General features: G+C 60.1%; 16 protein-coding genes. 5 read left to right on the plus strand and 11 right to left on the minus strand.

Annotated features, from left to right (window positions below; translation table 11 throughout):
- Positions 1-18 precede the first annotated feature (18 nt).
- Positions 19-774 carry an Atu4866 domain-containing protein gene (locus ACNA0J_RS08870; RefSeq protein WP_415818534.1) on the plus strand — a complete coding sequence of 252 codons (756 nt, stop codon included), beginning with the start codon at positions 19-21 and terminating at the stop codon, positions 772-774.
- A gap of 55 nt (positions 775-829) precedes the next feature.
- Here the strand turns inward: ACNA0J_RS08870 and ACNA0J_RS08875 are convergent, their stop codons facing one another.
- Positions 830-2,179: an MmgE/PrpD family protein gene (locus tag ACNA0J_RS08875; RefSeq protein ID WP_415818536.1), complete on the minus strand. Its 1,350-nt coding sequence runs from the start codon at positions 2,177-2,179 to the stop codon at positions 830-832.
- An 18-nt stretch (positions 2,180-2,197) separates the two neighbouring features.
- Positions 2,198-3,187, minus strand: coding sequence for a Bug family tripartite tricarboxylate transporter substrate binding protein (locus ACNA0J_RS08880; protein WP_415818538.1), 990 nt, complete (start codon positions 3,185-3,187; stop codon positions 2,198-2,200).
- Between the two features lie 202 nt (positions 3,188-3,389).
- Here ACNA0J_RS08880 and ACNA0J_RS08885 point away from each other — a divergent pair, with 202 nt between their 5' ends.
- Positions 3,390-4,292: a LysR substrate-binding domain-containing protein gene (locus ACNA0J_RS08885; protein ID WP_415818540.1), complete on the plus strand. Its 903-nt coding sequence runs from the start codon at positions 3,390-3,392 to the stop codon at positions 4,290-4,292.
- Between the two features lie 46 nt (positions 4,293-4,338).
- Here ACNA0J_RS08885 and ACNA0J_RS08890 read toward each other — a convergent pair whose 3' ends face one another.
- From ACNA0J_RS08890 to ACNA0J_RS08900, 3 genes are all read right to left on the minus strand, one after another.
- Entirely contained in the window at positions 4,339-5,739 is a 1,401-nt protein-coding gene (locus ACNA0J_RS08890) for an MmgE/PrpD family protein (RefSeq protein WP_415818542.1), read from the minus strand.
- On the minus strand, positions 5,736-6,632 hold the full coding sequence (locus ACNA0J_RS08895; protein ID WP_415818544.1) for an alpha/beta fold hydrolase: 897 nt from the start codon (positions 6,630-6,632) through the stop codon (positions 5,736-5,738). Before ACNA0J_RS08895 ends, ACNA0J_RS08890 begins: the two co-directional genes overlap by 4 nt.
- Before the next feature lie 143 nt (positions 6,633-6,775).
- Positions 6,776-7,819, minus strand: a complete 1,044-nt coding sequence (locus ACNA0J_RS08900; protein WP_415818546.1) for a DUF72 domain-containing protein — start codon at positions 7,817-7,819, stop codon at positions 6,776-6,778.
- A gap of 210 nt (positions 7,820-8,029) precedes the next feature.
- Here ACNA0J_RS08900 and ACNA0J_RS08905 point away from each other — a divergent pair, with 210 nt between their 5' ends.
- Positions 8,030-9,133, plus strand: a complete 1,104-nt coding sequence (locus tag ACNA0J_RS08905) for a branched-chain amino acid aminotransferase (protein WP_415818548.1) — start codon at positions 8,030-8,032, stop codon at positions 9,131-9,133.
- A 39-nt stretch (positions 9,134-9,172) separates the two neighbouring features.
- Here the strand turns inward: ACNA0J_RS08905 and ACNA0J_RS08910 are convergent, their stop codons facing one another.
- The 6 genes from ACNA0J_RS08910 to ACNA0J_RS08935 all read right to left on the minus strand — a co-directional run bounded on the left by ACNA0J_RS08910 (position 9,173) and on the right by ACNA0J_RS08935 (position 14,094).
- Positions 9,173-9,757 carry a helix-turn-helix domain-containing protein gene (locus ACNA0J_RS08910; protein WP_415818550.1) on the minus strand — a complete coding sequence of 195 codons (585 nt, stop codon included), beginning with the start codon at positions 9,755-9,757 and terminating at the stop codon, positions 9,173-9,175.
- A 12-nt stretch (positions 9,758-9,769) separates the two neighbouring features.
- A complete protein-coding gene (locus tag ACNA0J_RS08915) occupies positions 9,770-11,062 on the minus strand; it encodes an NAD(P)/FAD-dependent oxidoreductase (protein ID WP_415818552.1) in 1,293 nt (430 codons plus the stop codon).
- Positions 11,063-11,073: 11 nt separating this feature from the next.
- Positions 11,074-11,763, minus strand: a complete 690-nt coding sequence (locus tag ACNA0J_RS08920; RefSeq protein WP_415818554.1) for an amino acid ABC transporter permease — start codon at positions 11,761-11,763, stop codon at positions 11,074-11,076.
- Positions 11,764-11,765: 2 nt separating this feature from the next.
- A complete protein-coding gene (locus ACNA0J_RS08925; protein ID WP_415818556.1) occupies positions 11,766-12,458 on the minus strand; it encodes an amino acid ABC transporter permease in 693 nt (230 codons plus the stop codon).
- Positions 12,459-12,462: 4 nt separating this feature from the next.
- Positions 12,463-13,254, minus strand: coding sequence for an ABC transporter substrate-binding protein (locus ACNA0J_RS08930; RefSeq protein WP_415818558.1), 792 nt, complete (start codon positions 13,252-13,254; stop codon positions 12,463-12,465).
- 90 nt (positions 13,255-13,344) lie between these two features.
- Positions 13,345-14,094, minus strand: a complete 750-nt coding sequence (locus ACNA0J_RS08935) for an amino acid ABC transporter ATP-binding protein (RefSeq protein WP_415818560.1) — start codon at positions 14,092-14,094, stop codon at positions 13,345-13,347.
- A gap of 108 nt (positions 14,095-14,202) precedes the next feature.
- On the opposite strand from ACNA0J_RS08935, the gene amaB reads away from it, so the two are divergent.
- Positions 14,203-15,705, plus strand: coding sequence for an L-piperidine-6-carboxylate dehydrogenase (gene amaB / locus ACNA0J_RS08940; RefSeq protein ID WP_415818562.1), 1,503 nt, complete (start codon positions 14,203-14,205; stop codon positions 15,703-15,705).
- A 161-nt stretch (positions 15,706-15,866) separates the two neighbouring features.
- Positions 15,867-18,272, plus strand: coding sequence for a glucose/quinate/shikimate family membrane-bound PQQ-dependent dehydrogenase (locus tag ACNA0J_RS08945; RefSeq protein ID WP_415818564.1), 2,406 nt, complete (start codon positions 15,867-15,869; stop codon positions 18,270-18,272).
- The last annotated feature ends 2 nt before the right edge of the window (positions 18,273-18,274 follow it).

Here is an 18,274-nt window from a genome sequence, read left to right on the forward strand (position 1 = left end):
GACACAGGAGCACACCGCATGTTGATTCTCAGATACATCACCACAGTAACGGCGCTGATTTTCATCACACTGATCAACGGCTGCGCGAATGCCCAAACCGCCGGCTCGACGACCGAGCGTAATCGGCAGTTCATCGTGCAGGCCTTTGAACAATGGACCGCTGGCAGCGGGACGTTCTTTCAAGACGTGCTGTCACCTGACGTCGTCTGGACAATCAAGGGAACGAGCCCTGCAGCCGGAAGCTACCGGGGCCGAGATGCGTTCATGGAGCAAGCAGTCGCCCCTTTTGCCGCGCGCCTGTCTGCACCCGTGCGGCCCACAGTGAAAGACGTATGGGCCGAGGGTGACGATGTCATCGTTCACTGGGACGGCACGGCAACCGCCGCCGACGGTGAGCCCTACCACAACAGCTATGTTTGGATTTTCCGAATGGAAAATCAACGCGCAACCGAAGTCATCGCCTTCCTCGACCTCGCGCCCTATGACGACGTCATAAAGCGGGTGTCTATTGAACAACAAGGAGAAACGCAAATGAATGAGCATGCTTACGCTGGAATGTGGGTGACTGATGACGGCCACATCCGCCATGAGCTTCTTGCCAACGGTCGCTACGACGAGGCGCGCGGTAGTCGCGAGAGCGCCTATCAGGGCCGCTATGAGGTCAAGGGAAACCACATCGATTATTGGGATGACACTGGATTCACCGCCGACGGCGTATTCATCGATGAGAACACCCTTCATCACGGCGGAATGATATTCCGCCGCCGAGGATAGCGTCGGGCATTGGCTAATGCGTGGAGACGGATTCCTGATTCAGAAGGCGTTGACGTTACTCAATGCGCAGCGACCCTAAAATCCCTTGAATATCCAAAGGGCCGGGTTTCAGGAATCGATCGCAAATTGCCTCGGAGATTTCCGGGTCGCAATCCTGGTTTAAGAGCACCAAGGATTTCTCCCGGAGTTTTTCGTGCCGTGTTGTGTTCTCGGCGGATCCAGACGGATTGGATTGCATGATCCGGCGTGGCGTACCAGAACGATCAATGACCTCCACCCAACCACAGAACTCCTTTGGATAACGTTGATCCAGATCAGCGTCCCTGACTATCTCGATCGCATTGGCCAACTGAACGATGGCAGGATCCCGGCGTTGCGCTTCGCCGAAATCTTGCGGCAGCACCGAACCTCGCAGCAATGCAGTGGCGACGGCGTAACGTACGCTCATCTGAGCCTGCAGTTCGGAGCCGGGCTCGTATCGATAACCGCATTGGATGTCCACCAGGGTCGGCACACCCACCCGCACCACTCCACCTTGCAACCATTCGGACCGTAGCTCGAGGGCTGCATCGACGTGAGCATGAGCACTGCCGCAGCAACTGTAGGGTTTGAAATTGGTTTTGGCGGCGTGCCAGGTTTTACCTAGCTCATGCAACAGGCGAGTGGCATCCGAATGATCGGAAAACGCCTTCATCATGCCTCCGTCTTCTGCCTCGATGGCATAGGCCGGGCCGGTCAAACCGTTGCGAGCGAGCTCTGCAGATACCACACCGGCCCTGGCAGCCATGCCCGCATGCAGCCGTTTCGAGTCGGAGCCGTCCAGCGTAAAGGCAAATAGTCCACTGGATTGGGTAGCCGCCAATCCCAGCGCTGACTGGATCTCGCGTGGTCTCAATTGCAACAGGACGGACGCTGCCGCAGCCGCCCCCAGCGGGCCACATACCGGCGTCAGGTGCCAACCGCGCAAGCGTGTTTCGGCAGGCGATAACGCCAGCGACGTCCTTATCATCACCTCGTAGCCCACAGCCAGAGCCATGTCCAGCTGTGCGGGGTCAACGCGATAATGCTCTGCCACCGCGAACACAGTGGGAACAATGACCGCCCCTGGATGCACCTTGGCATTATGGAAATCGTCGAGCTCCAGCGCATGAGCTGCTGCGCCATTGACCAGGGCGGCATCGGACGGTCTGAGCCGTGTACCTTCCCCCCAAAGCGTCGCCCCGTGCTGCGAGTGATTGTCCTGGACAGCCCAGTTGCGAATCGCCTGGTACCAGGGAGTATGTGTCCCGCTGAGCCCCACACTGAAAGTGTCGAGAGCCAGATGACGCATTTCTCTAATGACTGCGTCAGGGATCTGGTCGCGGGATAAATCCGCCAACCACGTGGCCAAGCTGCCCGTTATCATGTAAGCGTCCCTTTTATTTCACTTGACCGCAATATCGGCTTCTTTCGCGAGCAGACTGATCTTGTCATGCTCGTCCTGCTGTACTTTTGCCAGATCCTGAGGCGAAGTCTTGGCGACCTCGAACATCATGGTGTCAAAGACCTTGGTCACTTCGGGCGCATGAGTCGCCTTGTTGATTTCGGCCGCGAGTTGGTTCGCGATGTTGGCCGGCAGGCCCGCGGGCCCCCATACGCCATACCATGAGGAAAAATCGAAGCCTTCCACGCCGCTTTCCGCCACGGTAGGCACGTTTGGCAGTTTGGACACTCGCGACGAGCTTGTCACCGCGAGGGCCTTGAGCTTTCCGGATGCGACGTAAGGATAAGCGCCAGGCATGGGCGAAGCCGCGGCCGAAACATGCCCAGCCGTCACATCGGTCAGCTGCGGCGCAGCACCGCGATACGGCACAATCTGCATGCCCAGTTTCAGGTCACGATTCAGCATCTCCTCCACGAGGTGGCTCGATGTTCCGTAACCCGACGTCGCCCACGTCAAAGAATCTTTTTTGGCGTGGGCCTGGGTTTGCAGTTCCTTCAGCGTGTTAAAGGGCGACTCCGCCCCTGTGACCACTAATAGCGGCACCGTGCCGAGCCGGGCGATTGGGGTGAAGTCTTTCAGCGCATCGTATTTGACTCGCGCATCCACCAACGGCAGATATACCTGGCTAGAGGCGTGCAACAACAGCGTGTAGCCATCGGGCTTGGCACGCGACACATATTCGGAGCCGATCATGCCGGACGCGCCGGGCTTGTTTTCTATCACGATCGGTTGTCCCAATTGCTTCTGCAATTGAGCGGTGACCAAGCGGGCCACGGTATCCACCGACCCGCCCGGGGTGTAAGGCACGACGACGGTAATTGGCCTGGAAGGATATTTGTCAGTTTCGCCGTGCGCCTGAGCCGCCATCAAGGAAGTCACCGTCACGGCGATCATTGCCCATATCCGTCGCGAGGTATGCAGATTCGTCATTCTTGTCTCCGTGTAAATAATCGGTGCGGCAGGTCGTTCAGCGACACCGTTTTTGTGTGTATTGACAATCTAGGCGCCATCCTCGAGCCCGTCCAATACCGTTTCGATACCCGAGTTATTTGCCGCGGATATAACGAACAACGCTATGATCCGCATACCATGCCGGGAGTGCATGGAGACGCTATCAAACGGGAAAACGGCCATGCATAGTCCAGAAATCAGGCATCTGCGCCACTTTGTGGCTGTCGCGGAAGAGCTGAGCTTCAGCAAAGCGGCGGTTCGACTCCATATGTCGCAGCCACCGCTATCGCAGCAGATCAAGGCACTGGAAGACGATCTGGGCGTCCAATTGCTTGAACGCAGCCGGCGCGAAGTCCGATTGACGGAGGCAGGCAAGATATTCCTGAACGAGAGCCGCAACATTCTCGCGAACCTGCGTAGCGCGGTCGGTGCCACGATCAGAGCGGCCGCAGTCGACGGCGGCAATATAAGAATCGGCTTCGTCACCTCGGCGCTATTACAGGTGCTGCCCATTGTGTTGGATCGGGTATCAAAAGACTTTCCCGACATCGAATTGAGCATCTACGACATGTCGTCACGCGACCAAGTCGACTCGCTTATGCAAGAACGGCTGGACATCGGAATCGTTCACTCTATTCCGGCCATTTCGACATTCAACAAACTGCCGATTTATTCTCAACCGTTTATCCTGGCCATTCCTGCCGGCCATGAACTCGAGCACGCTGAGAAAATCACTGCGGCGGAACTGGAAAAATACCGCATCATTGGTTTCTCGCGAGATCACTCACCATCTTTATATGATGCGCAATTGGCGTGCTGCCTCGCAAAAGGCTTTCGTCCCACCCTGGTGCACCAGGCAAGAACGCCATTCACGGTTTTTCAACTGATCCGCTCCGGGCTCGGTATCTCCATCGTTCCCAAGCCGTATTCGCGAATGCCGTTTCCTGGCATCGTCTTCAAGGATGTCGACAACAGCGCAGGTCATCTGCATCTGTATGCAATCTGGAGAGATGAGGTATCAACGGAGTTGGTCAGGAAAGTAATCCGCCAAGTGATGTACGAGCCATTCGCCGATCCCGAATAACGCCCCAAGAATTTCCGCTACGTGCAAGGCTCGTTGGCCCACTCGCCTAGGCCCGGGGTGCGCTCAAAATATCGAGCAGAGGCTGGATATCGTCCAACTGATCCAGGTTACGTGTCAGCTCGATCACGGTGTCGATATCCTCCGTCCGCAGGCAAGGCTGCACGATATTGCGAAACTTGTATTCGATCTCGGACGGGCTGAGCGGGCTTTCCGGGCTGCCGCGCCGATGCAGTATTTCGGTGGCAAATACCTCCCCGGAGGTCGACGTAATGGTCACCACCGCCGCGTGCCGGAATGCAGGCCCCATCGCGTCAATGCGGGGATCGACACGCGCTGTCATGCGGGCAATGAGCGCCAGGATGCGGGGGTCGGCCAAACGTTCCTGGCGATATTGCTCTACGAACGCCATGCCATCGTAGGCCATCACTGCCAGGCTATAAAACAGGTTCATTTGCGCGGCGGTGACTCCCTGCGCTTTGTATTCCCACGCGCAATGTACATGAGTCATGTGGCTGACGCCGACATCGATGCCAGCTATCGTATCCGGTCGCAGATCGTGGGCCTGCATCAGCTGTGCCAGCGCATCGAGCGCGGCATGGATGCTTGTGACGCTGGCATGTGGCTTGTAGCCGACTTTTTCGGTTTCCCACACAACGCCCAGGCCATCGGTCAATCGGCCAGGGTTGGGCTTGCCCGAGTAGGAGCTCAAGTAGCCTCCATAAGAAGCCTCCAGCACATCCGTGATACCGGTAAAGTCCTTGTCTGCCAGCAGTGCGGCATAAACCCCGCTCTGAGCCGCGCGTCCAGAATGGAATCGCTTGACCATTGCACCCTCTTGAGCCGCCATCAGTCCGCCTGCTTGGGACCCAGCGATCCCCAAGGTGTGCTGCATACGATGCGCATCGAGCCCCAGCATACGACCTGCCGTCGCAGCAGCGACGAAAACGCCGGATGTTCCCTGCGGATGAAAGCCTCGGAAAAATAGATCCATGGTTGCCGCGTTGCCCACACGCGTTCCGATCTCGTATCCAGCCACGATCGCAGTCATCAGATCCCGACCACGGCGCTTGCCGGTTTTTTCCGACAAGGCGATCGCAACAGGGACAGCAATAGAACCAGGATGAACGATCGACTCCTTATGAATATCGTCCAATTCGAATGCATGGCCCGCGGTGGCGTTGACCAGCACGGCGTCAGGAACGGAGACTTTCCGCCCGGCGCCAAACAAGGAGGCGACAGGAATGCTGCCCTGCTCCTCCACCATGGTTTGTACTTTTTGTGTCCAGGGCAAGGTCATCCCAAACAGGCAACAACCGATGCTGTCTAATATGCTGGTCTTGATTCTGCCGAGGACATTTTCGGGAATTTGGTTGAACGCCAGCCCGGCGGAAAAACTGGCGAGTTCCCGCGTGGCATTGTCCAACAAAGAAGGAGATGATTGAGTCATTCGGCGCGAGTATGGTTGGCAAGGCGTGGCTGTGTGGACAGGTACGCAAGTATTTCCTGTATGACGGCCTGCGGTTGCTCTGGCAGCAGTGCATGCGCAGCGTTCTTGATAGTCTTGTTCGTCACGCGTTCACCCAAATAATCCTTGAGCACATTCGCGAAACGCGCAGGAGAAATAACGTCGTACTCGGCCTGCAGATTCAATATCGGCGCTGTCCCGCCCGCAAAAAAATCATCCACCGGCGTTCTCTTTTGCGCGAGTGTCTGCATAGTCATCAGCGTCGTGTTCCACCCATTGAGCCAGGCGCTCGCGTCATTACCCGGTGCGAAAAAAACCTGTTTCAGGCTTTCCAGGCGTGCCGATTCAGGCAGCAGCATATTCCCGCAGACCTCGATCTGTGCCCGGGTCTCGTCGCTGATAGGGACGCCCTCGTAGCCTACGGGAACTTTGCCAGCGGAGCCCGCCAGCAGCAGCAATGCGCGAACCAAGTCGGGCCGGTCAGATGCGACCGTCCTGGCAATCCAGTTTCCATGAGCATGCCCGATGATGAACGCTGGCCCTCCCCCGTCGTGTTCAATGACGGCAGCGATATCCTCGGCCCAGTCATGCAAGGTCTTGCCTTCCAGGGGACCCGTGCTATGCCCGTTACCGCGCGGCTCGGGGCACAACACCCGATAGCCTGCCTGGCTCAACGGGTGGGCAATTTCGGCCAGGTCTTCTGCGCCGCGCCCGAGCGACGGCAACATCACGATCAGATCGCCGTCGCCATACGCGTAGACTTCCAACTCGACGCCATTCGCGCGCTTTATCCTATAGCGCGCCCTGCTCTGCTCAGCGGCGTGGACACCGTCGTTGTTGCCAACCGACGAGGAGGATTGAGAAACCGGCTGCATTGTTGCTCCTGCGCAATGTCGCAAATGACATTCCTGTCATGACCATGGAACATCACTCTAGAGACTAGACGCCAGGGTGGCTAATACAGAATTCGGCTAACAGTTATCCGATGTCGAAATAACAGATAAGACATGGTCATGCACTATGCCCCAATCGCCTGTGCAAGCATCTGGATGGACAGCGGCGCACAACCCTCGGCATCATTGCTGACGGTCACATAGGCAGGCTGGCCTGCGCCCGTGATACCGCGGATAGTGCGTACCAGCACAGACCGTGTATGGGGGTCTTCGCTGAGGATGGCGTTGAATGGATCGTGCTTCTTTTGCGCGTCGGCATAGCCATACGCGCCAAAGATCCGATTCAGGGTCCAACGGCAGACCAGCGGACCGGGCCATAGCGCACGCAGCATGGGCAGTTGCTCCTCGATCGGCGGCATCTTGCCGTGCAGGCCCAGGCAGAACGTCGCCCCATGCGCCTTGAGCGTGTCAACCAGCCCCTGACTCAGCAACTCCGGATCTCGGACCTCCACCGCAACGATCACAGCGCCATCTGCGGGCAGGGCCTGCCGGACTGCAGCCAGCATACCGTCCAGCCGCTCTAGCAGCGACGCGGGGTGGCCGAGCCAGTTCCAGGGCAAAGGACTGAGCTGAAAGACCAGAACGCCCAGCTTGGCGCGCAAGCCAGCGAGCGTCGGCTGCACAAAGTGCTCCACAGCCAGACGCGGATCGAGAAAATTCGGGTTGGCCTTGCGCGCCTTGCCGTCCTCGCTGCGTACCTGGGCATCGGTGATGCTGGCAGGGCACTTGACGACAAAACGGAAATCATCGTCGACCTGCCCTGCGTAAGCGGCGTATTGGCTTGTCGTCAACGGCCGCCAGAAAGTACGGTCCACGCACACCGTCCGCAGCAACGGATGCCGATGGTAGGCCTCGAGGCCGTTTTTCGATAGCGTGCTCGGAGCGTAGTCGCCATCCCACACCAGTCCATCCCAACCCGGATAGGACCAGGTAGAGACACCAAAACGCAACTGCGCCGGAAGCTGCTGCGCAAGGTCGCGCCAGCCCTCGGCGCTGGGCGCGGGCTGCACCTGGTTCGGGTTCAGGCTGATGAAAGAAACCGGATCCACCCGAGGCGCGGTGTCGGCCTCCGGCTGCGTAGCGGTATCTCCAAATAAATCGTCTTGCATGCTTGTGGTACTGGCATTGAAACAGGCTAAAGCGTACCGTATTGCCGCCTTGATGGCGGAAAGGAGTAATCTCATCCTGCAGGGCGATCCAGCCACTCCCGGCCCGTCGCCCGAAAGGATTACACTTGCTGACAACGGGCACGTGATCCCGGCCTGCGGCTTTACCTTTTGAATTCAAGCCGTTATTTCAGTGAACTAGCGAATATTCCCATGTCCAACACCGCCTCTTCTTCCGTTTCTTTCAATACGATACGTTCTACGACAGCGCGGACGGCCGCCGAACGCGACTCCGTCCTGGCCGATCCTGGGTTTGGGAAATATTTCACGGATCACATGGTCTCGATCGACTGGACCAAGGAAAAGGGTTGGCATGATGCCGAGGTACGGCCTTACGGTCCGTTGCAGCTGGATCCGGCGGCCTCGGTCCTGCATTATGCGCAGGAAATCTTCGAGGGCCTGAAAGTCTACCGCCATGCCGACGGCTCGGTCTGGACGTTCCGCCCCCAAGCCAATGCGGAACGCATGCAGCGCTCCGCGCGCCGTCTGGCCCTGCCGGAGCTGCCCACCGAGCTATTCATCGAGTCGCTCAAGCAGTTGCTGGCCGTCGACGCCCCCTGGGTGCCCTCCGCGCCGGAAACCAGCCTGTACCTGCGTCCGTTCATGATCGCCAACGAGAGCTTCCTGGGCGTTCGTTCGGCGCACCGTGCGGCCTACTATGTCATCGCCAGCCCGGCAGGCTCGTATTTTGCCGGCGGGGTCAAGCCTGTGTCGATCTGGCTGTCGACCGACTACGCGCGTGCGGCCAAGGGGGGTACGGGTGCTGCCAAATGCGGCGGCAACTACGCCGCCTCGCTGCTGCCTCAACAGGAAGCCTACGAAAACGGCTGCGCACAGGTCCTGTTCCTGGATCCGCTCGAGGGCAAATACCTCGAGGAATTGGGCGGGATGAACGTGTTCCTGGTCCAGAAGGACGGAACCTTGGTCACGCCCGAATTGTCCGGCAGCATTCTCGAGGGCGTGACCCGCGCCAGCATCATTCAATTGGCCCGTGACCGCGGCCATGAGGTGCAAGAGCGCAAGGTATCGGTGCAAGAATGGCGCGACGGCTTTGCGTCCGGTGAGATCGTGGAGGCTTTTGCCTGCGGTACCGCAGCGGTGGTGACGCCGATATCGGTGCTGAAAGGCGCCGATTTCACAGTGGGCGACGAGAACGCACCCGCAGGCAAGCTCACCATGGCCTTGCGCGAGGAATTGACGAACATTCAGTATGGCCGTACGGCTGACCGTCACGGCTGGATGATGCGTCTGGCGTAAAGGTTACTGCGAAGTAGGCCTTTCGAACTGACGGAAGGTTTACTCCTCACCGATGTCCGCGTGCGTAGACACCCACAGTACTAGCGCGTCTTTCTTGCTCAGACTGATCACCCGATGTCCCATGCGGCTGTCGATGTAGAAACTCTCGCCCGCTCGCAGACGGGCGGGCTCGTAAAACTCGGTGTAGAGCTGGACTTCGCCTTCCAGGACGTAGACAAACTCCTCGCCTCGATGGCGACTCCAGTCGTGGAACTCCTCAAACGAGCGAGCCTTCACTCGGGTATGAAACGGCATCATGCGCTTGTGCGACAGCGCGGTGCAGAGCAGACGGTGGTCGTAGTACGGCGTTTCGTACGGACGTCCTTCTCCTGCAAGGCTGAGGCTGCGGCGTCCGGTACCCATATGGGCGTCGGATGACGTGAACAGTTCGGCCACGTCCAGATCCAGACCCGCTGCGATCTTGATCAAGTTGTCATAGGTAGGCGACAGCAGGCCGTTCTCGATCTTGGACAACGTGGACGCGGACACGCCGGTAGCCGCCGCCGCCTGCTTCAAAGTCCACGTCCGCGCTCGACGCAAGGCTCTCAGCCGTTGTGCCAACACGCTCTGTTTGTCGTCTTCCATCTATACACCCTGTCATGCCCGCGACCGCCTCTCCCGCCACCAGTCGCGGACCTGGTACGACCAATAAGTCAATTGAACCGCCGCCCTGCCGACATTGCCCCCGGCCCACGCAAGCCCAAAGGGGGCAAACAACTTGTAGCGCTGAGTATCGCCTGTCATGCCCTCGGCGACGATTCGGCCGCCAATCGCGGTGGTATTCATGCCATGCCCGCCGAACGCCGTGCAGTACCAGACGTCCGGAGCCAACTGGCCAATCTGTGGCATCAGATGCCGGGCGTAGGCCATGCGTCCCGACCACGCCGTCTCGACCTTCACCCCCGTCAGCTGAGGATAAACGGAAAGTAATTCGCGACGCAGCGACTCTGCCAGATCCGGCGGATCATCCACACGGGTGGTGATTCTACTGCCCCAGCCGATGCGGCCGCCGTCGAGCACCCGGTAGTAGTTGCCGGCGCGGCGGTCGTCGCCGATGGCGGCATTGCTGCGGATGGCGTCCCGGACCCGATCGCCCAGAGGCTCAGTCAGCATGATGTAGGTGGCTATCGGCTGCATTGCCCGGCGCAACGTGGGCACGATTCCGCCCGTATAGCCGCCGGTGGCCAGCACCACGGAGCGAGCGTCGACCTGACCCTGCCCGGTGCTCACACGCTTGACTGCGCCGTCCAGTTCGACGTGCTTGACGGCAGTATCCTCGTGGATCCGCACACCCAGCCGCGCGCACTCGCGGGCCAGCGCGCGAGCGTAGTTCAACGGATGAAAGTGAAACGACGACGGATCCTCGATCCCCTGGTGATAGACGTCCGATAGCAGCCGCTCACGCACCTCGGCACGGGTCAGAAAGCGGACGTCTCGCCCGAAATCGCGCTGCTGGCCATCGCACCATTGCCGCAGCGCATCGGTCGCCTCATAGCGCACCACGCGTAAACGGCCGTCTACTTTGTGTGCATCGTCGATCGCCAAATCGCGGATATTGGCGCGGATAATTTCCACGCCTTCCATAGAAAGCCGGTAGAGCTGACGGTAGTGATCTTCGTCCACATGCCGGCGAATGGTGTCCGCGCCCGCGGCAAAAGCGGGTGACACCGATCCGCCGTTGCGGCCCGATGCGCCCCAGGCGATGCGCCGCCCTTCCAGCAAGGTCACGTCACGCCCGCGCCGTGCCAGCTCCAGCGCGGTGGACAGGCCAGCCAACCCTCCTCCTATCACGCAGACATCGGTGCTATCCGCCCCCGTCAACGGTGGATAGTAAGTGTCAGTGTCGGCTAGCGTACGGCGGTAATAAGTGTCAACGTACTCGGAGGTCATGATGCTCGGTCTCAGTGCAGGCTTGCGCCCTGCAGGCCGCCGGCCAGCCGCTTTTCAAGCCAGTTGGCCAGGCGCAGCAGCGGGTAGCAGTAGATGAAATAGATGGCCGCGATCATGCCGTAGATAAAGAGCGATTTGGACGGGAAAGTAATGATGAACACTTCACCCTGCCGCGTCAGTTCGGTGATGCCGACCACCGACAGAATGGCCGTGCTCTTGATCAACATGACGTAGACGCCGCTCATCGGTTGCACGATGAGACGCATGGCCTGCGGCAGAATGACCAGCCACAGGATTTGGAGAGGTTTGAGGCCGAGCGTCATCGCGCCCTCGGTCTGGCCACGCGGTACCGATTGGATAGCGCCCATGACGATCTCTGCCACATAGCAGGACGTGTAGACAGACAGCGACACGAACGCCGCTGTGGCGGAATCCCAATGCAGGAGTTCGATGCCGGTGCTGGGCAGCACAAAATAGAAGATGTACAGCTGCACCAGAAACGGCGTACCGCGCAAAAGGTGGATGTACAACCCCAGCAACTGATGCACGCCGCAGATGCGATAACTGCGGATCACGCCGATGACGAATCCCAGCAGCGAGCCGGCGATGATAGCCACGAAGGAAACCTTCAGCGTTTCCCAGAAGCCTTTCAACAGGAAGGGCAGCACGACGCCCGCGGCGGAAAGATAGGAGTCCAGCATGATCACCTCGCGTTCCAGGCAGGACCCGCTAGCCAGAGACTCACGCCCTTGGACAACAGCAGCATGCAACCGTAGATCAACAGATAGCCCGCCGCGATGGTCAAGAAACTCTCACTGGGTACGATACGGTCGCTGTTCATTTGCACGCCAGCGGCGACCAGTTCGAATACGGTGATCAATGACAGCAAGGACGTATCCTTGATCAGCACCGCGGTCTGGCCTAGCAGCGGTGGCAACGTATTGACGAAGGCCTGTGGCAGCACGACGTAGCGCAAACGCTGGCGGTAATTCATGCCGCAGGCCTTGGCACCGTCGATCTGACCGCGCGGCACAGATTCGATGCCCACGCGAATGATTTCGCTCATGTAGGCAGCGTGGTGCAGCGTCATTGCGATGATACCCAGCAGCATCTCGCTCCAGCCTTTGGCCCCTGGCACCAGGTATGGCACGGCATAGTAGACCAGGTAGATCTGCACCAGGAGCGGAGTCGAACGGATGAACTGCACATAAGCCGCTACGGGACGCCAAACAATGCCCCGTGACGACATATGGGCAAGTGCTATCGGAATGCCCGCCAACACCGACAACACGAGGCTCGCGCCCGCTGCAATGAGAGTGTTACCCAGGCCGGTCGCAAACTCGCCTGCGTACTGGCTGACGATGCGCCAGTTATAAAAATCGATCAGCCAGTCCATGAGCTCAGTGCTCTTTCTTCCATTCGGTGGAATACCAATACTTGACCAGTTCAGGCAGCGAGTTATCGGCAGTCTTCAGGGTCTGCCAGTTATCCAGCCAGAACTTCAGGCGCACGGCATTGGGGCCCACGGCAAAGGCCAGGGGCTCACGCACCATGACACCGTCCAGCACCCGCAGGGTGCCGAAGTCGGCGAGAAACTGGTTGGCGGTGGATAACGACATGATGCCCGCGTCCAACCGGCCGCTGGACAGGGCTTGCCCCACTGGAGCGCTACCGCCCGAAAACTCTTTCAGAGTGGCCTTGGGCAACATTTTCTTGCCTACCTCCGCATACGTGCTGGCCCCCAACGCGCCGACGGTCACGCCCTCCTTGTCGAGTTCACCATACGACTTATACGGCGAGTCCTTGGGGACGACTGCCACCGTGTCGGCGTAGAACATGGGCAGCGAGAACAGCACCTGGGCCGCGCGCTGCGGCGTGGGCGTCATGTCGGCAGCGACCATGTCGGCCTTGCCCGACAGCAGTGCGGGAATCAGGCCCTTCCACTCATAGTCCTGTAGTACCAGCTTTACGCCCAGGTCGTCGGCCATGCGCTTGGCCACTTCCACAGCCAGACCGGTGCGCTTGCCGGTTTTGTCCATGAAGCTCATGAGCGGGCCTGACGTCTGGACCGCCACCCGCAGCTCGCCGCGCTTGAGGATGTCCGCCAGTTCGTCGGCCTGTGCCGGCACGCTGACCGCCGCAGCTGCCAACGCGAAACCCGCCACGCCTAGCCATTGTTTAATTTTCAGCATGTCTAACCCCTGTGATGAATGGATTTCTATCATTCCGGGGACAGCGCCACGCGCGCCCCTTGCTTCTTGTTTGCTTCTTTGCTGCTGGAACTACAGAACCATCTCCAGGAACGCGCGCGTGCGCGCCTCTCTGGGATGGCAGAGAACATCTTCAGGCGTACCCATTTCGACGATACGGCCAGCGTCCATGAACAGAGCGCGGTCTGCCACGTCGCGAGCAAAGTTCATTTCATGAGTTACGACGGCCATAGTCATGCCCTCGCTCGCCAACGTGCGCATTAATTCCAGAATGCCGCCCACCGTTTCCGGATCGAGCGCCGAGGTTGCTTCATCGAACAGCATCAGCTTGGGATCCATGGCCAACGCGCGGGCGATAGCGACGCGTTGTTGCTGGCCGCCGGACAGCTGGCTCGGGTAACGATCACCATAATCGGCCATGCCGACGCGGCCCAGCAGTTCGCGGGCGTGGCGCTCGGCTTCGGTGCGGCTGCGTCCTCGCACCACTCGTTGAGGCAGCACGACATTGTCCAGCGCCGTGCGGTGCTGGAACAGGTTGAAATGCTGGAACACCATGCCCACCTCAGTACGCCAGAGATTGACGTCGGTGGTCGGATCGGTGAGCGACACACCCTCCACGCAGATCGTGCCGCTATCAATGCTTTCCAAGCCGTTTAGGGTACGCAGCAAGGTGCTCTTGCCAGAGCCCGACGGCCCCACAACAGCCATCACCTCACCCCTGCCGAGCTCGCAATTGATGGTGTCCAGCGCGCGATGAGGGGCCTGCCCATCACGCTGATAGGTCTTGGTGACTGCCTGCACAACCAACAACGGATCCGTCACAGAGTCCCCTGCAGAAAAGGTTTCGCATTTCACGCCAGAGTTTCGTATAGTAAATTTTTTTCCAGAATCGCCACTTAGGCATAACCCTTAAAAAGCGAAGGAACTGGCATGGACACCCCCCAAGAAATCTTGCGAGCGCTCGGCCTGAATGCGGATTCGCTGACTGGAGGAACGCTGAGCGCGCGCAGCCCCATCGACGGCGCCGAACTGGCCCGGGTGCACGAACACAGCGCCGCGCAGGCCCACACCGCCATCACGCGCGCGCATCAGGCCAGCTTGGTTTGGCGTGACGTCCCAGCGCCGCGCCGCGGCGAACTGGTGCGTCTGTTCGGCGAGATTCTGCGCCAGCATAAGCGCGAATTGGGCCGTCTGGTCAGCCTGGAAGCCGGCAAAATCATCGCGGAGGGCGAAGGCGAAGTGCAGGAAATGATCGATATCTGCGATTTCGCGGTGGGCCTGTCACGCCAGCTGTATGGCTTGACCATCGCGTCTGAGCGCCCTGGCCACCGCATGATGGAGACCTGGCATCCGCTGGGCGTGGTCGGCGTGATCAGCGCCTTTAATTTCCCGGTCGCCGTGTGGTCATGGAACGCAGCGCTGGCACTCGTCTGCGGCAATGCCGTAGTGTGGAAACCGTCGGAGAAAACGCCGCTGACCGCGCTGGCCTGCAAGGCACTCTTTGCCCAGGCCACGCAGCGCTTCGGCGATACGCCCGCCGGCTTGGTGGAAGTGCTGATCGGTGGCCGCGACATCGGGGAAGCGCTGGTGGACTCGCCTACCGTAGCATTGGTGTCGGCCACCGGATCGACCCGCATGGGCCGCCAAGTGGGGCCCCGCGTGGCCCAGCGTTTCGGCCGCGTGCTGCTGGAGTTGGGCGGCAACAATGCCATCATCGTCGGCCCGACGGCTGACTTGGACATGGCCGCGCGCGGGATCGTGTTCGGCGCCATCGGTACGGCGGGTCAGCGCTGCACCACCACGCGCCGCCTGATCGTGCACGAAAGCGTGGCCGAGGATCTGTTGCAGCGTCTGCACAAAGCCTATGCCAGCGCACCTATCGGCAATCCGCTGGATGCGACCAAACTGGTCGGCCCGCTGATCGACCGCGCGTCGTTCGACAGTATGCAGGTGGCGCTGAAAGCCGCGCGCGAACAGGGCGGCAAGGTGACCGGCGGCGAACGCGTGCTGGCCGATGAATACCCGGATGCCTGGTACGTACGCCCAGCCATCGCCGAGATGCCCGGCCAGACCGACGTAGTGTGTCACGAAACCTTCGCGCCTATCCTCTACGTCATGCGCTACACCGATTTCAACGCGGCGCTGGCGCTGCACAACGGTGTACCGCAAGGCCTGTCATCGGCCATCTTCACCAATGATCTGCGCGAAGCCGAAACCTTCCTGTCGGCGTCGGGCTCCGACTGCGGTATCGCCAATGTGAACATCGGCACCTCGGGCGCTGAAATTGGTGGCGCGTTCGGCGGTGAAAAGGAAACGGGCGGCGGTCGGGAATCCGGTTCGGACGCATGGCGCAATTACATGCGCCGCGCCACCAACACGATCAACTATACACGCCAACTGCCGCTCGCCCAGGGCATCAAGTTCGGCGAATAACGCGCCTGGCCGAGCCGGCGCGATGGCTTGAGCAACCACGCCCCGCACAGCCACCGCACAGGTGGTGGCTGTAACGGCGTGTTCAAAATGGCCGAGTACCGTTGTACTACGAACCGGTATGATGGAAGGGTTGTTGATCTCACTCCTAAAGGATCACCGCCATGAATACCAACGGTCAATACAGGAGCGTGGCCCAGACCATCGGCTGGGTAATCTTGCTGCTCATTGCGCTCTATTCTCTAGTGGGTGGCGTCTGGTTGGCGACGCTGGACGGCTCGTGGTATTACGCCGTGCTGGGCATTGTGCTGCTGGTGTGCGCGGGGCTGCTGTGGCGCAATCGTGAGACGGGATTGTGGCTTTACGCGCTGGTGCTGGCGGCCACCGTCGTCTGGGGGGTATGGGAAGCCGGGACCGATTTCTGGGCGTTGGCGCCGCGCTATGACCTGCTTTTCCTGCTGGGCCTATGGCTGCTGCTGCCGCCAGCAACGCGTGGATTTGCCGCGCCCCGCCCCGCGAAAACCGCGATCGGCATAGCAATGATAGCCATGCTGGGCGTGCTGGGGTACAGCATATTCAACGACCCGCAGGAGATCAACGGCACACTGAGCCGCGCGCAACCGGCCGAGGCAAAGCCCGTATCCGGCGTAGCCGCCGAGGACTGGCCGTCCTATGGGCGTACCGAGGGCGGCGTACGCTACTCGCCGCTGGCGCAGATCAACGACAGTAACGTCAAAAACCTGCAAGTCGCATGGACTTATCGCACAGGCGATTTTCGTACCGAGAACGACTCCGGCGAGACCACCAACGAAGTCACGCCCATCAAAGTCGGCGACAAGCTATTTCTGTGCACCCCCCATCAGTTTCTCGACGCGCTCGATGCCGCCACCGGCAAACGCCTATGGCGCTACGACCCGAAACTGAAAGCCGACAAGACCTTTCAGCATCTGACCTGCCGCGGTGTGTCCTACCACGACGCCGGCAACACCGAGCGTTTCCCGGCCAGCTTGGCCAAGGGTGACAGCGCTGCGTCTACTCTCTGCCCACGGAAGCTATTGCTTCCCGCCAACGACGGTCGCCTGATCGCCGTGAACGCCGACAACGGCCAGAAATGCAGCGACTTCGGCAACGATGGTGAGATCGACCTGCAAAAAAGCATGCCTCATGCCTATCCTGGCGGCTACAACCCGACCTCGCCGCCGGTAGTGACCGCGACCACCATCGTCATAGGCGGCTCGGTCACGGACAACTTTTCCAACAAAGAGCCATCCGGCGTGATTCGCGGCTACGACGTACGCACCGGTGCGCTGAAATGGGTGTTCGACACCGGCGCGCAAGACCCGAACGCCATGCCAGGCGAGTCCACACCATTCGTGCACAACTCGCCCAACGCCTGGGCGCCGCTGGCCTACGATGCACAGAGCGACCTCGTCTACGTCCCGACTGGCGTGGGTACCCCCGACATCTGGGGCGGCGACCGCGACGCGCTGAAAGAGCGCTATGCCAACTCCATGCTGGCGCTGGACGCCACCACGGGGCGCCTCATCTGGCATTTCCAGACGACACACCACGACCTGTGGGACATGGACGTGCCCGCGCAACCGTCACTCATGGACGTAGCACTGGCGAACGGCCAAACCGTCCCGGCAATCTATGTGCTCACCAAGACCGGCAACGTATTCGTGCTTGACCGCCGCAACGGCCAGCCTATCGTGCCCGTGACGGAAAAACCCGTGCCGCAAACTGTGGCACGCGGCCCGCAAACTCAGGGCGAGCGCTACGCCCCCACACAACCCTTCTCCACGCTGAACCTGGCGCCACAAGACAAGCTCACCGATAAGGATATGTGGGGCGCCACGATGCTCGACCAGCTCATGTGCCGGGTGATATTCAAGCGCCTGAACTACGACGGCATCTACACTCCGCCGTCGGAGAACGGCACGCTGGTGTTCCCGGGGAACCTGGGCGTGTTCGAGTGGGGCGGCATGTCGGTGAACCAGGACCGCCAGGTAGCGTTGATGAATCCGATCGGCCTGCCCTTTGTCTCCAAGCTCATACCCGAAGACGCGAACCGCCCCGTGACCGAGAAAGGAGCGGGCACGGAAAGCGGCGTACAGCCCATGTACGGCGTACCGTATGGCGTGGAGCTGAATCCTTTCCTGTCACCGCTGGGCCTGCCGTGCAAGGAGCCTGCGTGGGGCTATGTCGCTGGCGTGGATCTGCAGAATCACCAGGTGGTATGGAAAAAACGCATTGGCACCATTCGTGACAGCCTGCCACAGCTATTCCAATTACCTCCCCTGAAGATCGGCGTACCGGGCCTGGGCGGCCCCATCTCGACCGCCGGGAACGTGATGTTCGTCGCGGCCACGCAGGATGACTATCTGCGCGCCTTTGACGTCAGCAACGGCAAGCTATTGTGGGAAGGACGTCTACCAGCAGGCGGCCAGGCTACGCCGATGACCTATGCCGTCAATGGCAAACAATATGTGGTCGTCATGGCCGGTGGCCATGCCTCGTTCGGCACCAAGATGGGTGACTATCTGGTGGCTTACGCCCTGCCGGATTAATG

This window comes from Bordetella tumbae (assembly GCF_965139195.1).
GTDB classification, from domain to species: domain Bacteria; phylum Pseudomonadota; class Gammaproteobacteria; order Burkholderiales; family Burkholderiaceae_B; genus Bordetella_A; species Bordetella_A tumbae.